The organism is Nocardia sp. TBRC8007 (assembly GCF_056629435.1).
The window spans coordinates 1-14,497 of record NZ_JBWSOR010000053.1 but is presented as its reverse complement, the minus strand read 5'-3'; the positions used below and the strand labels follow the sequence as shown (position 1 = coordinate 14,497).

Here is a 14,497-nt window from a genome sequence, read left to right as displayed (position 1 = left end):
CATGGATCCGACTACTCACCAGCGAGAAACCCGGTTACGGCTATATCGATGACAGCACCCCGGAACTCGCGATCGCCGTGACACCAGACGCCCGCAACACCGGGCTGGGCACTGCCTTGCTGACCCGCCTCATCGCCGACGTCCGATCCCGATACTCCGCCATCAGCCTCAGCGTCCGCCTCGGAAACCCCGCCCGCCACCTCTACGCCCGCCTCGGCTTCACCGACGTCGTCGGCTCCGAAATCATCACCAATAATGCCAAAACCACCAGTTTGACAATGATTTTGCGGTTCTAGAAATAGTGGTGACAGGCGCTGGAGTTACAACAGCCAAGAGCAGGGGAACCGAAATCCAAAAGAATGGAACAGTCGATGAACTGGCATCGAGGGAGTGGGCCTAGGAGGACTTGAACCTCCGACCTCTTCGTTATCAGCGAAGCGCTCTAACCGCCTGAGCTATAGGCCCGTGTGACTCATGGCTCATATGTTACTGCTGCACGAGCCGTGGAAGAGACTAGCAAAGTTAAGCTGGAACCAACAAAACCGCTGGTAGCGACACTGAAATTCCGCGCATCCGCGTCACCGATCACGCTTCATACCTTATCGCATAGCAGTACCGAGCCCCTGAAAGGGCAATCGTAGGATCGCGTATCGCACGGCGCAGCAACTGAACGCTCTGACATCCGCCATCGATACGGACCAAGACACCGAGAGCGTTCGTCGACAATACTGGGTCAGCCAGCCAAGACGGTCGGGTATCCGCGGACAGAGCGGATACCCGACCGTTCGGCACAATCCTGGATCAATCGGGGTCCGCCAGGGTGACCTGGATGCCTCCAACGAGATCGCAGCACTGGTTGTAGATGAAGGTGCCGACAGTACCGAGCGCGGTGAACAGCACGACATTGATCAGGCCGATAACTCCCGCATAGCTGAACACGGTGCCAGCATCGATCAACCCTACCGAGCCGGTGTCCTGGGACACCATGTCGGTGAACGTGTTGTTCAATCGTCCCCATACACCCATGCCCTCGAGCACGATGTACAGCAGCCCGACCGCCATCATCCACACGAAGAACATCGCGATGCTGATCACCAACGAGATCTTCAGCGTCGACCATGGGTCGATGCGGCGAATTTGCACCGTGGCCCGTAGCGGATCACCGGCTACGGCCGCAGCAACCGCTACCGGCATGGCGGGCGAGACGGCCGACGCGGACTGCGTGGCTGTGGGCTCGGTTGACGGCAGCGGGTGGCGGATCTCGGACAAGTCGGGCAAGTCCTTGACCAGCTCTGGCCGTGCGATGCTGCGCGTAGGCCCGTCGATGCCGACGGACTTCGCCATCGCCGCTTCCTTACGCGCCGCTTTGGCCGCCAGATCGGCAGTGGTACGAGCATTGGAGACGCCACCACCGAGTCCAGACGAGTTCGGACGGCCGGTAACCGGAGCCTGGCCGGGACGGTACAGGTTGGACTGCGGCTCCCGCTGAGGAAGTTGCGACCACCCGTCCTGATACGGAGACTGCCGAACGCTGTCGGCAGTGTTCTTGGCCTGCTTGTCCGTATCCGGGGGCAGAACCTGCTCGGCCTGGGAGTTCACTCGCACCGTTTTCTCGTCGAATTCGTCCTGGCCGTTGTCACCGGATGGCTTGTCCGACAAGCTCTGCCGCGACGCCGAATCACCTTGTCGGTCACGGACCTCATGCGGCTGCCCAGGCTTTGGCTGACCTGGCCGGGGCATGTCCGAGTGCGCTTGGGGTGCAGTCGGACTGCCACTGGGTTGACCGGACTCGGCCGCGGCGGTCGGCCGTGGAATCGGCCGCGGCGGGATCGGTGACGGCGCGATCCGCTCGGTCACACCGTTCGTCTGGTGCCGCTCGTCGTTCGGCTGATTCGGAGTGGTCAATGGGAATCCTTAGATCCGTTCGTTACCGCCGCTGTCGGGTTATTGCTAGGAGGAGCCAGAATCGCCACCACCGGCGATTTGATCGAGATCAGGCTCGTCGGCATTACGTGCGATCGCAAGCAACGTATCGCCCGCCGCGAGGTTCATCAATCGCACGCCCTTGGTTTGCCGTCCGGCCTTACGAACTTGCTTCGCCGCCGTCCGGATAACACCACCTCCAGAGGTGATCGCATACAGTTCATCATCGTCGTCGACGATAAGTGCCCCAACCAGAGTGCCACGTTTCGCGTCGAACTGGATGGTCAATACCCCCTTACCGCCACGGCCCTGTGGTGTGTACTCTTCGATCGCGGTGCGTTTGGCATAGCCACCGGAAGTCGCGACCAGCAGGTACGTGCCAGCACGAACCACATTGAGCGACAACAGTTCATCACTGTCGTTGAACCGCATGCCCTGCACGCCCGAGGTGGCACGCCCCATCGGACGCAACGCCTCATCGGTAGCCGAGAAACGAATCGATTGACCGAGTGCCGATACCAGTAGCAGGTCGTCGTCGGACGAGCAGAGCACCGCACCGACCAGCTCGTCCTCATCACGCAAGTTCACCGCGACGATACCGCCACTACGGTTGGAGTCGAAGTCCGATAGCTTCGACTTCTTCACCAAACCGTTCTTGGTGGCGAGCACCAGGTACGAGGCATCCTCGTAGGACCTGATCCTGATGATCTGCGCGATCTTCTCATCAGGTTGGAAGGCAAGAAGATTGGCCACATGCTGTCCGCGTGCGGTGCGATTGGCCTCCGGCAGCTCATAGGCCTTGGCGCGGTAGACCCGCCCCTTGTTCGTGAAGAACAGCAACCAGTCGTGCGTGGACGTGACGAAGAAGTGTTTGACGATGTCGTCCTGTTTGAGGCCAGCGCCTTGCACACCCTTGCCGCCACGCTTCTGGCTGCGGTAGAGATCAGTTTTAGTGCGCTTGGCATAACCGGTCTCGGTAATCGTGACGACTACGTCCTCCCTGGCGATCAGGTCTTCGTCGGCCACGTCACCATCAGCTGCGATAATCTTGGTACGCCGCTCGTCTCCGTACTTGCCGACGATCTCGCGCAGCTCATCGCGGACGATCGCGCGCTGCCGCTCCGGCTTCGCCAAGATGTCCTTGAGATCAGCGATCTCGAGTTCGATCTTGGTCAGCTCGTCGATAATCTTTCGTCGCTCCAATGCCGAGAGACGCCGCAGCTGCATATCCAAGATCGCGGTCGCCTGAATCTCGTCGATGTCGAGCAGCCGCATAAGCCCAGTGCGTGCGGTCTCGGTGTCGGCCGCACGGCGAATCAACGCGATGACCTCGTCCAGCGCATCCAGTGCCTTGACCAAACCGCGCAGGACGTGGGCCCTTTCCTCGGCCTTGCGCAGCAAGTACTTGGTCCGGCGCACAATCACATCGAGCTGATGGTTGACGTAGTGGCGGATTATCTGGTCCAGCCGCAAGGTGCGCGGCACCCCGTCGACAATGGACAGCATGTTCGCCCCGAAGCTGGTCTGCAGCTGGGTGTGCTTGTAGAGATTATTCAGCACCACCTTGGCTACAGCATCGCGCTTGACAGTAACCACAATGCGCAGACCGGCGCGGTCGGAGGACTCGTCATGGATATCGGAGATCCCCGCGATCTTGCCGTCGCGCACCTGCTCTGCGATCGAGGAGATCAGGTTGTCCGGGTTGACCTGGTAGGGCAGCTCAGTGATGACGATCGTGGTGCGGCCCTTGTTGTCTTCCTCGACCTCGACCACACCACGCATACGGATGGCGCCACGGCCGGTGGCATAGGCGTCCTGGATGCCCTGGCTGCCCACAATCAGACCATTGGTCGGGAAGTCCGGGCCTTTGATCCGCTCTATGCACGCGGCGAGCGTGGCTTCCTCATCGGCATCGTGATTGTCCAGCGCCCAGTAGATCGCCTCGGCAACCTCATTGAGATTGTGCGGCGGCATATTGGTCGCCATACCGACCGCGATCCCACCCGAACCATTGATCAGCAAGTTCGGCACCCGAGACGGCAGGACCACCGGCTCCTGCGAGCGGCCATCGTAGTTCGGCGCGAAATCGACCGTCTCGTGATCGATCTCGCGCAGCATCTCCATCGCGATAGGAGTCAAACGGCACTCGGTGTAACGCATGGCGGCGGGGCCGTCGTTGCCGCGCGAGCCGAAATTGCCCTGCGGGTCGATCAGCGGGTAGCGCAACGACCACGGTTGCGCCATACGCACCAAGGTGTCGTAAATCGCCACGTCGCCATGCGGATGGTAGTTGCCCATGGTCTCGGCGACCGGGCGCGCGGATTTCACGTAACCACGGTCAGGCCGATATCCATTGTCGTACATCGCGTAAAGAATGCGCCGGTGCACCGGCTTCAGGCCGTCGCGCACGTCGGGCAACGCACGGCCGACGATCACGCTCATCGCGTAATCGATGTAGCTGTTCTGCATCTCCTGCTGGATGTCGACCGGTTCGATGCGCTCACCGTCGGTCGGAGGCAGGGTGGTGTCGGTCATGAAGTCTCCTGTGTCCTGCGGGAGTTCCCGCACCCCGTCGGCGTCATGAGCGCTTCGCGATGGTGACTCATGCCGCCTCCTGTGTCCTGCGGGAGTTCCCGCACCCCGTCGGCGTCATGAGCGCTTCGCGATGGTGACTCATGCCGCCTCCTCGGGGGAAAGTCCGTGCTGATCGTGGGTTCGGTAGTCATGCGCGCGACTCACAGATCGAGGAAACGAACGTCCTTCGCGTTGCGGGTGATGAAGCTACGTCGCGCCTCGACGTCCTCGCCCATCAAAACGCTGAACAGCTCGTCAGCCGCGGCTGCGTCGTCCAGTGTCACTTGGCGCAACAGCCGTACCGATGGGTCCATGGTGGTCTCCCACAGCTCCTTGGGGTTCATCTCGCCCAACCCCTTGTAGCGCTGCACACCATCGTCCTTGTTGATCTTCTTACCCGCGGCCAGGCCTGCCGCCAGCAGGCCGTCGCGCTCACGGTCGGAATAGGCGAATTCCGGATCACTGCGCTGCCACTTGAGCTTGTACAGCGGCGGTTGTGCCAGATATACGTGGCCGTGCTCGACCAGCGGACGCATGAACCGGAACAGCAGCGTGAGCAATAGCGTCGAGATGTGCTGGCCATCGACATCAGCGTCGGCCATCAGCACGATCTTGTGATACCGCAGCTTGTTGATGTCGAACTCGTCGTGGATACCGGTACCGAACGCGGTGATGATCGACTGGACCTCGTTGTTCTTGAGAACCTTGTCGATCCGCGCCTTCTCGACATTGATGATCTTGCCTCGGATGGGCAGGATCGCTTGGTACATCGAGTCGCGACCGGACTTGGCCGAGCCACCCGCAGAGTCACCTTCGACGATGTAGATCTCGGACTTGTGCGGGTCCTTGGACCGGCAATCGGCCAGCTTGCCGGGCAAACCGCCCAGGTCTGTGGCTGACTTACGGCGCACGAGTTCACGTGCCTTGCGCGCGGCGAGGCGAGCTTGCGCCGAGGACACCGCCTTGTTCACGATGGTCTTCGCGTCGGCAGGATTGGCCTCGAACCAGTGAGTGAGGTGCTCGTTGCAGGTGCGCTGCACGAATGATTTCACCTCGGTGTTGCCGAGCTTGGTCTTGGTCTGGCCCTCGAACTGCGGCTCACCGACCTTGACGCTCACAATAGCGGCCAACCCTTCGCGGATGTCGTCACCAGTGAGGTTGCCGTCTTTCTCCTTGAGAAGCTTTTTGTCCTTCGCGTATCTGTTGACCACCGTGGTCAACGCCGCGCGGAACCCCTCTTCGTGTGTGCCGCCCTCGTGGGTGTTGATGGTGTTGGCGAAGGTATGCACCGACTCGGAGTAGCCCGAGTTCCACTGCATCGCGACTTCGAGCTCGTGACCGGTGCCTTTGCCGGTGAACGCGACAACCGAGTTGTGGATCGACTGTTTGGTCCGGTTGATATGGCGGACGAAGTCCTCCAGACCACCTGGGTAGTGGTAGGTCCGGGTTTTCACCTTGTGTTCGGCGAGTGCGCCGTCGATCTCCGCATGCTTGGGCGCTTCCGCGGTTTCACTCACTACCTCGTCGGTGACATCGGAGTCGGTGACACGTTCGTCGGTGAGCTCGATGGTCAGTCCCTTGTTCAGAAACGCCATCTCCTGCAGTCTGCGAGCCACCGTCTCGAAGTTGTAGGTGGTGGTCTCGAAAATCTCGGGGTCCGCCCAGAAGCGGATAGCGGTGCCGGTCTTCTCGGTCGGTTCTCCCTGAACCAGTTTCCCTGGAGCGGCGTCCTTGTAGGTCTGACTCCAGCGGTAGCCGTCACGGTCGACCTCCGCCTCCAGGCGAGTGGACAACGCGTTGACCACAGAAATACCGACGCCGTGCAAACCACCGGATACCGCGTAGGAATCCGAGTCGAACTTGCCACCCGCGTGCAGTTGGGTCATGACGACTTCGATGGTGGGGACGCCCTGGGCGTGCATCGCGACCGGGATCCCACGGCCGTCGTCGACCACTTCGACACCATCATCGGCCAAGAGCGTGACCTCGACCTTGGTCGCGTACCCGGCCATCGCCTCGTCGACAGAGTTATCGACTACTTCCCAGATCAGGTGGTGCAGACCGCGCTCACCGGTGGAACCGATGTACATACCCGGACGCTTGCGGACCGCCTCGAGCCCCTCGAGAACCGTAATAGAGGAGGCACCGTAGTCCGGCTTTCCGGTTGCCCTGGTCGAACCCGGTGCGTTGGAGTCGTTGGCAGCCACTGGTGGGTAGCTCTCCTTACTTGCTGATCCCGGCATACGCGATCGGACAGCGCACGTGAGAGGCCCTTACCATGTCTGCTCGAGAATGAGGGTCCGCGCGGACTGTGCGAACGCGCCGAAGGTATCGCCGCTAGTTACATCACCATCCTACTGGCACCCCCAGCTTGCGATGTACCTATGACACCCCTGACGGCTCCGTGAATGCAAGAAATCAGACTCCTACGACTCGGTTCGCCTTCCGCTGTTTTTAATCCATCAGGCGTGGGATGAGCAAGGCATTGACAGTGGCCGCTTCCGGCTACCCATAGGTATCGCGCGGTCCACGACCCTTGATATGACGCTCACCCTTGCGCCAGCTCGGCGCGGTAGGCCCGGAAATCTTCAGGGATGTCACCACGCCGTGACCGACTGCGGCATGGATCTTCGCCAAGATCTGGCTCTGCAGCATCCGCAGCTGTGTGGCCCACGCGGTCGATTCAGCGGCGATACTCAACACACCATTGGTCAGTGTGACCGGTGTGGCGTGCGCGGCGATATCGTCGCCCACTACGCCTGCCCAGCGGCCGAACACCATGCCTTCGGCTACTTTGTTCGACCAGCCACGGCTTTTGGCGATGGAGCCGGCCAGTGTGGACAACAGCTGGGGATCGCGATCGTCCGGACGGGCACCGGACCATCCGGCGCGTCTACGAACGCCAGTTCGCGGCCTGCGCTGTGGCGAGGAACGGCCCTGGCCGACAGCCTTACCACTGGCGCGTGCCGCGGCACGCGCTTCCTCCAGCGCGCGGCGGGCCAGATCAATCCCGCGAAGTTCGACGTCCGGTCCTGCGGATTCGGCAGATGCCGGCCCCAGGGGCTGATCCTGCGCCACACTTCTCCTTTCGCGCACACTCGTTTTCTCCAGTCGAGCATGTTGTCCCAAGGTTTGCCAAATAATTGCCACAGCGAGTTCTTTCAGGTGCTTCCATGCCTGTCGATCGAGTTCTCCACGGGTTGTGGGAAATCTTCCTCAGCTGTTGAGAGCACCAACGGAGTTCCCGGCACAGCATTCGAGTCCGCATCGCCACGCCATTCGCTGTCGACGCTGTTACCGCTCCTGTCCTCGACGACAAGATGCGAGAGATGACCATCGGACCTGCTGATGGTTTCGACGCGAAGCGGTAGGGCGGCGAGTTCACTTGGCACGTCTTCCGGCACGGCTGCGGTAATCAGCACCTGCTCCGCACCGGCGGCAACAGTGGAAAGAGCGGCGCGACGTCTACTGTCGAGTTCAGCGAACACATCATCGAGAAGCAGTACCGGTTCGGTGCCGGTACCACGCAGTAGTTCGAACACAGCCAGCCGAAGGGCAAGCGCGAACGACCACGACTCGCCATGGCTGGCAAAACCCTTCGCCGGCGAGTTCCCGAGCATCAGCGTCAACTCGTCGCGGTGCGGACCAACCAGACACACTCCACGCTCCAGTTCCTTCGGCCGCGCCGTGGCAAGCTCGCGCAGCATAATCGCCTCCAATGCTTCGGTATCGTCAGGACGCGGTGATCTGGCCGGATTCAGCAATTCCGGCGGCAACGTGGCACTGTGATAGGCGATCGAAGCAGGGCGCGACTTCGGGGCGAGAGCAGCGTAAGACTGAGTGAGCCGCGGAGCTAGCTCATGCACCAAACTCAGCCGCTGTGCCAGCAGTACAGCGGCATGTGCGGCCAAATGCCCGTCCCATATGTCGAGGGTACTCAGGTCGGCCCTGGAACGAGCTTGCTTACCAGCGGTTTTCAACAATGCCGAACGCTGGCGCAGGACCCGATCGTAGTCGCTGCGGACCGCTGCCAACCTGGGTAACCTGGCTGTGCACATCTCGTCCATGAAACGACGGCGTTCCCCCGGATCACCACGCACCAGCGCGAGATCCTCCGGCGCGAACAGCACAGTTCGGACAATGCCAAGGATTTCCCTGGGTCGACGAACCGGTGAACGATTGATCTGTGCGCGGTTGACGTCGGCTTGGTTCAACTCGACATCGATGCGCAGTTCACGGCCGGTGTTGACTACTGTGGCGCCGATTCTGGCACGCTCGGTACCGGCCCGGATCAGCGGAGACTCCGTGGCGACACGATGTGAGCCGAGAGTGGCCAGATAACCGATGGCCTCCAGCAGATTGGTCTTGCCGTTTCCATTCGATCCCAAGAAGACCGTTCTTCCTGGGGATAGTTCGAGTTCCGCATACTCCCAGGAGCGGAAGTCACGCAACGACAGCGCCCGGATGAACATCCGCTATCGTGCCCCTACCTGGATCGAAGTGGCCTTTTCCACGAGTGGATTGGTGATCTGTACAGCCACCGAATATCGCGGCATCCACCGTACTTCTGTGGAACACCTGTGGATAAAACGTGCGGTCCGCTGCCACACGACCGTACTCCCCAACTGCACGACGGGCTCCCCACCGGCGCAATCGCTTTCCCTGACCGCATCGAACGGGATGGATCCACTCGGTATCCGGCCCCGCATGATAGGTCAGCCCGGAAGCCGAACCGGCATCAGCAGATAAATGTACGGGCTGGACAACGCCGCGAATGTCCCGGAATCAAACGCCTGTAGCTCTTCCTCGGCAGCGGGCAACAGCACTGCGGGCCGACTCGGCGTGGTGAAGCCGAAAGTGACTCTGTCGGAATGCAGGGCGGACAGACCATCGAGGAGGTAGCCGGGGTTGAACGCGATAGTGAGCGCCTCACCGCGGAAATCGGCCTCCAGCCACTCCTCGGCGCGTCCCGCGTCATCACCGCCCGCGGACAGCAGTAAGCCGTCGGAGGAAAACTCCAGTCGCACCTGAGCGCCGCGCTCGGCGACCAAAGCCACACGTTTGATGGCTTCGGTCAGTGCGACGACGGTTAGCGTGGCGATCGACGTATGTTCCTTGGGGAGCAACTGGCGAAACTTGGGGAATTCCGCATCGAGCAGACGAGTGGTGGTTCGACGACCCGCGTTCACGATGCCGAGCAGCCCGTCCGCACCCATGCCGGTTCCCAGCGACAACTGAACCGGAGCGTCGGAGGGACCAAGCGTCTTGGCGGCCTCCGACAATGTCCTGGCCGGGATGAGTACAGAAGTCTCGACGTCTGCCAAAGCGGGCCGCCACTCGATGTGCCGCACTGCGAGCCGGAACCGGTCGGTCGCCGCGAGCACCATCTGTGCGCCTTCGATCTCCACCCGGATACCTGTGAGCATCGGCAGGGTGTCGTCGCGGCCTGCCGCGACAGCGACCTGCCCCACGGCCTCCGCGAAGACATCCGAGCTCAGCTCACCGGTCTGCTGCGGTACCTCGGGCAGTTGGGGGTAGTCCTCGACCGGCATAGTGGGCAGAGAGAACTTCGCGCTACCGCAGGTGATCAGTACCCGGGTGCCGTCCACCGAGACATCGACAGGCTTATTGGACAGAGCTTTGGTGATATCGGCCAGCAGTCGACCGGAAACGAGTACCCGGCCAGGTCCCACGACTTCTGCCGCGACTCTGACTTGTGCAGAGACCTCGTAGTCGAAGCCGGAGACGGTGAGGCCGCTCTCGTCGACAACCAGGAGCACGCCGCCGAGCACTGGGACCGGGGGGCGAGACGGAAGACTGCGTGCGACCCAGGCGACGGATTCGGCGAAATCCTCTCGGGCGACCCGAAACTTCATGCTTTCAAGCTCCATCGCCCGATCTGTCCTCTCCCGTTCCGTGATCTGTTGTCGGCTTATCAGTGTCGGTTCTCGAAAGGGTCTTGCTGAATCGGTTGCCTCCGTAGTTTGGCATAGGCGACCGACATCAAACCGTACTCGCGACTGCGATGTGCGCCTAGCCCGACCCTCCGGAGGTACCCATGATCGCGGTGGGTCGCGTGTTGTAGTGCGCCATGCGGTGGCCTATCCGAGTAGCTCACGACAACTCTGCGCGATCGGCTTCCGATCAGAACAGTACTCGCACAGTCCTTGCTACTCGGAGATCTTGCTACTCGGAGACGTCTTGCTACTCGGAGACAGAGCCATGTCTACCTGCGGTACGCGATCGACTTTCCACACACCCTCTTTTGAAGAGAATCTTCAATGAGAAGAACTGAAGTAGTAGTAGGTGCTGTGGATTCTGTGGACTACGACTGAATCCACTGGTCAGTGGCCATGATGTGGTGGGGATGAGTACAGGATCTCTCGAGGATGGATGTATGGCACCTGTGGAGGTGTCGAGGTTGTCCCCGATTCATCCTCGAGCGCTCCTCGAGTTGTTCCACTGGATTCCTTCAGTTGTCCCCACTGTGCACGAAACCGTGGACAACTCGAGGAGTCCTCGAGGACTCCACAGGGACTCCTCGAGGACTCCACAAGTCCAAATCCGGACACCATGCTGGTCAACTGGTGTGCACAACTGTCGATGGGGAAGTTGTTGAATTCGACCTGTGCATGGGCAGGTGTGGATGCTTTTGCTCACCTGTGCATGAATCGGTGGACAATCCAGTGGATTCCTCGAGGAATCCCTGTGGAGTCCTCGAGGAATCCACAGGCTGAAAAAAGCATCGCCCCTGCTCAGGGGCGATGCTCATCGATGTATGGCGCTTAGCGTGAGCGCTGTTTGATTCGGGCTGTGAGTTCTTGTACCTGATCGTAGACGCGGCGGCGCTCGGTCATCTCCTTGCGCACCTTCTTCTCCGCGTACATCACTGTGGTGTGATCGCGACCGAACGCCTGGCCGATCTTCGGCAGCGATAGATCGGTCAACTCACGGCATAGATACATGGCAATTTGTCGAGCCTGGGCCAGCGGCCGCGCTTTGCCGGGGCCAGTGAGTTCTTCGAGGGTGGTGTTGAAGTACTCCGCAGTGACGGCCATGATGGTCGCCGCATTGATCTCCAGCGTCGCGGTGTCCGGCATCAGATCCCGCAGCACCACCTCGGCCAGCGACAGATCCAGCGGCTGACCGTTCAATGAAGCGAACGCGGTCACCCGGATCAACGCGCCCTCCAGTTCGCGGATGTTCCGTTCGACCCGGCTGGCAATCAACTCCAGCACGTCGTGCGGTACATCGAGCCGGTCCATCCGCGCTTTTTTACGCAGGATGGCGATCCGTGTCTCCAACTCGGGCGGTTGTACGTCGGTGATCAGACCCCACTCGAACCGCGTGCGCAGCCGCTCCTCGAGGGTGGCCAATTGTTTCGGCGGACGATCGGAGGAGACGACGATCTGCTTGTTCGCGTTGTGCAAGGTGTTGAAGGTGTGGAAGAACTCTTCTTGGATGCCTTCCTTGCCCTCGATGAACTGAATGTCGTCGACCAGCAGGATGTCTGTTTCGCGGTAGCGGCGTTTGAACGCGACCTTCCGGTCGTCACGCAGGCTGTTGATGAAATCGTTGGTGAACTCTTCGGTCGAGACGTACTTGACCCGCATTCCAGGGAAAAGGCGTTGTGCGTAGTGGCCTGCTGCGTGCAGCAGGTGGGTCTTTCCCAGGCCGGAAGCACCCCAGACGAACAGGGGATTATAGGCACGTGCAGGGGCTTCGGCGATAGCGACCGCTGCGGCGTGCGCGAAACGATTGGATGCGCCGATAACGAAGGTCTCGAACGTGTATTTCGCGTTCAGGCTGGCCGAGGAAGCAGTCGGCTGATCAGGAGAATTGGTGAAGTAGGTCGGCCAGGAGTTGCGAGCGTTCACTACGGCTTCGTCGGCGTGGTCTTCGCGTGGGCTGTCTCGGACCGGGTCTGGTGCCGGGCGCTGATCATCCTGAGTGGCTTCGCGCATCGTGGTATGAATCGAGCTACGCAGCGTATCGGTTTCCGGCTCAGGGGTGAACAAGGACTCCTGCCCCGGTGGGATCGCTGAGTCCCGGCGCGGTGGCAGTCCGTGCTCGCGCCGTGGCGCGGTGTCCGAAATGGGCGCCCCGGATGGTTCGGCGGCTGCGGCGTATTCTGCGTATTCCCCGCGCGTCGGATAGTCATGGCCGTATTCCGGTCGGCGATAATTCTCCAGTGGCGCGAACCCCTGCTCGGAGTAGTCTGGGTCGTCACCATACGACGAGGCAGATGTGAAGCCGGTGGGTTGTGCATAGCGGGGTGCCCGGTAGGCCTCGTGACCGGGTAAGTCGTCGCCCGGATATACGGCTGTGTCCCGGCCCCGTTCTCGTGTGCGCTCATGCCTACTGGTTATCCGGGCATGCTTGGGAGTGGTGTTCGACCGGTCGGTAGTCGGCGTGGTCGGCGCGGCGATACGGACGCCGAGCCCCTCTACCTGAGGACCGAGCCGACGCGAAAGCGAGCGGAGAATGGGTTCGCGCAGGTCACGTTCGATAGCCTCTTGAGCCAGTGACGAGGGTACTGAGAGCAGGGCGAATCCTTGCGCGACTGTCAGCGGCTTGACCAGCTTCAACCATGCTTGTTGTGCTCGGGTGACCGGGGGGATGGCGCCATCCGGTGACCCTGTGGTCAACTCGGTGACCACTTCAGGCCACACTGTGGCCAACACGTTCTGCTCGTCCTCCATGCAGTTCCTCCCCAGAAGTATGTCGATAGGAGCAGACGGCCGGGGCACGCGGAGGCGGTGATGCACGACCATGTCGGTCGGTCCCGTTATCTGCGTACGTCCGTAACCGGTTCGGACGCTACCCAGATCCCCCTCTGGGCGGCGACGTGGCACCGTCGGCCCTACGAATATGCCATTCCAGGGGTCTTTCCACACAATTATCCACAGATGTGGAGAACAGCTGAGAACGGCGAAGTGCACGTGCATGATGTGACGAACTGCTTCGACCTGCGATTCTACAGCAATCTGCTGGCTACATATCGCAGCGGCAGGGCGTGTCCTGTCAGGAATGTAGACGAACTCAATGGTTACGGCTATGGCATCTGTGGTTACAACATCCGGCTGCTCGGCAGGGGAATGTGCCCGGCCGAGTAGTTCGATGCAGAGGGCAGGGTGAGTTTGACCAGTCCTGAGCTGGTCAGTACCCTCGTACAGTCACCCCTTGGTGCGGTGGCGGTCTTGTGCTGACCGCATTTAGGTCGTGATTGACCGACTGTGCGCCAGGACCGACGCGCGTCGATGATGACCAGGCCTGGGATTCATCGCGCACTACACGTATCACCAACAAGCTTCGGGCACCATCTGGCGCCCAACCTATTAGAGGAGTGTTGACCGTGGCCAAGGGCAAGCGGACGTTCCAGCCGAACAACCGTCGTCGGGCGCGGGTTCATGGCTTCCGCCTTCGGATGCGGACTCGTGCGGGCCGCGCCATCGTTTCGGCGCGTCGCCGCAAGGGCCGCGCTTCCCTCACGGCATGATCTCCGTCTTCGGATGCTCGGGTGTTGCCTGAGCCGTATCGGTTGCATCATCGTGCCGACTTCTCCCGCACGGTGCGCCGTGGCCAGCGAATCGGGAGACGTGATCTGGTCGTGCACGCCCTCATGCGCGAGTATGACGGAGTCGTGGGTACGAACGGGCAACACGAACAGATCTCGGAGACCGCGCTGGTTCGCAGAGGTGGCCCGCGCTTCGGGTTGATTGTCAGCAAGGCGGTGGGCAACGCGGTGATCAGACATCACGTTGCCCGCCGCCTGCGTCATATGTGCGCCCAGATGATCGCCGAGCTGCCGCCGGAAACCGATATCGTGATCCGGGCACTGCCCGGCGCGGCAGCGGCGTCTTCGGATGATCTGACACGCCAGCTACGCGGCGCCATGAACAAGCTCGCAGGCACCGCAGCCCAACGAACGGGGGCTCCGGCATGAGTGGTCAGGCCTGGAGGCGGCAGCGCAGCGTAGCCACGCAAGGCCCCACTCATG

Annotated in this window: 10 protein-coding genes, 1 tRNA gene and 1 pseudogene; 4 read left to right on the top strand and 8 right to left on the bottom strand. The window is 61.3% G+C overall.

Going from position 1 to position 14,497, the window contains the following annotated elements:
* Positions 1 to 296, top strand: a 296-nt coding sequence (locus ACX4ZE_RS22105; RefSeq protein WP_480275391.1) for a GNAT family N-acetyltransferase, incomplete at its 5' end; no start/stop codon positions are given.
* 95 nt (positions 297 to 391) lie between these two features.
* On the opposite strand, the gene ACX4ZE_RS22100 is transcribed toward ACX4ZE_RS22105, so the two are convergent.
* The 8 genes and pseudogenes from ACX4ZE_RS22100 to dnaA form a co-directional block, all read right to left on the bottom strand.
* Positions 392 to 465 (bottom strand) — tRNA-Ile (locus tag ACX4ZE_RS22100).
* 336 nt (positions 466 to 801) lie between these two features.
* On the bottom strand, positions 802 to 1,905 hold the full coding sequence (locus ACX4ZE_RS22095) for a DUF3566 domain-containing protein (protein WP_480275390.1): 1,104 nt from the start codon (positions 1,903 to 1,905) through the stop codon (positions 802 to 804).
* Between the two features lie 45 nt (positions 1,906 to 1,950).
* Positions 1,951 to 4,458, bottom strand: coding sequence for a DNA gyrase subunit A (gene gyrA, locus ACX4ZE_RS22090; RefSeq protein ID WP_480275389.1), 2,508 nt, complete (start codon positions 4,456 to 4,458; stop codon positions 1,951 to 1,953).
* A 200-nt stretch (positions 4,459 to 4,658) separates the two neighbouring features.
* The gene (gene gyrB, locus ACX4ZE_RS22085) at positions 4,659 to 6,704 is read right to left on the bottom strand and encodes a DNA topoisomerase (ATP-hydrolyzing) subunit B (RefSeq protein WP_480275388.1); all 2,046 of its coding nucleotides are present in this window, start codon (positions 6,702 to 6,704) and stop codon (positions 4,659 to 4,661) included.
* A gap of 298 nt (positions 6,705 to 7,002) precedes the next feature.
* The gene (locus ACX4ZE_RS22080) at positions 7,003 to 7,575 is read right to left on the bottom strand and encodes a DUF721 family protein (protein ID WP_480275387.1); all 573 of its coding nucleotides are present in this window, start codon (positions 7,573 to 7,575) and stop codon (positions 7,003 to 7,005) included.
* A 221-nt stretch (positions 7,576 to 7,796) separates the two neighbouring features.
* Positions 7,797 to 8,969: pseudogene (gene recF, locus ACX4ZE_RS22075) on the bottom strand (DNA replication/repair protein RecF); the annotation flags it as partial.
* Between the two features lie 243 nt (positions 8,970 to 9,212).
* Positions 9,213 to 10,388, bottom strand: a complete 1,176-nt coding sequence (dnaN, locus tag ACX4ZE_RS22070) for a DNA polymerase III subunit beta (RefSeq protein WP_480275386.1) — start codon at positions 10,386 to 10,388, stop codon at positions 9,213 to 9,215.
* A gap of 894 nt (positions 10,389 to 11,282) precedes the next feature.
* Positions 11,283 to 13,199, bottom strand: coding sequence for a chromosomal replication initiator protein DnaA (dnaA, locus tag ACX4ZE_RS22065; RefSeq protein WP_480275385.1), 1,917 nt, complete (start codon positions 13,197 to 13,199; stop codon positions 11,283 to 11,285).
* A 60-nt stretch (positions 13,200 to 13,259) separates the two neighbouring features.
* On the opposite strand from dnaA, the gene ACX4ZE_RS22060 reads away from it, so the two are divergent.
* From ACX4ZE_RS22060 to rnpA, 3 genes are all read left to right on the top strand, one after another.
* Positions 13,260 to 13,613, top strand: a complete 354-nt coding sequence (locus ACX4ZE_RS22060) for a hypothetical protein (RefSeq protein ID WP_480275384.1) — start codon at positions 13,260 to 13,262, stop codon at positions 13,611 to 13,613.
* 239 nt (positions 13,614 to 13,852) lie between these two features.
* Positions 13,853 to 13,996, top strand: a complete 144-nt coding sequence (gene rpmH / locus ACX4ZE_RS22055) for a 50S ribosomal protein L34 (RefSeq protein ID WP_006550910.1) — start codon at positions 13,853 to 13,855, stop codon at positions 13,994 to 13,996.
* A gap of 21 nt (positions 13,997 to 14,017) precedes the next feature.
* Positions 14,018 to 14,443 (top strand): ribonuclease P protein component, encoded by a 426-nt coding sequence (rnpA, locus tag ACX4ZE_RS22050; protein WP_480275383.1) that lies wholly within the window; start codon positions 14,018 to 14,020, stop codon positions 14,441 to 14,443.
* Positions 14,444 to 14,497 lie beyond the last annotated feature (54 nt).

What these genes read in the sequence shown, in the direction of transcription:
- dnaN (WP_480275386.1), bottom strand. Translation starts at nt 10,388, where the DNA reads ATGGAGCTTGAAAGCATGAAGTTTCGGGTCGCCCGAGAGGATTTCGCC.
- dnaA (WP_480275385.1), bottom strand. Translation starts at nt 13,199, where the DNA reads ATGGAGGACGAGCAGAACGTGTTGGCCACAGTGTGGCCTGAAGTGGTC.
- ACX4ZE_RS22060 (WP_480275384.1), top strand. Translation starts at nt 13,260, where the DNA reads ATGCACGACCATGTCGGTCGGTCCCGTTATCTGCGTACGTCCGTAACC.
- gyrA (WP_480275389.1), bottom strand. Translation starts at nt 4,458, where the DNA reads ATGACCGACACCACCCTGCCTCCGACCGACGGTGAGCGCATCGAACCG.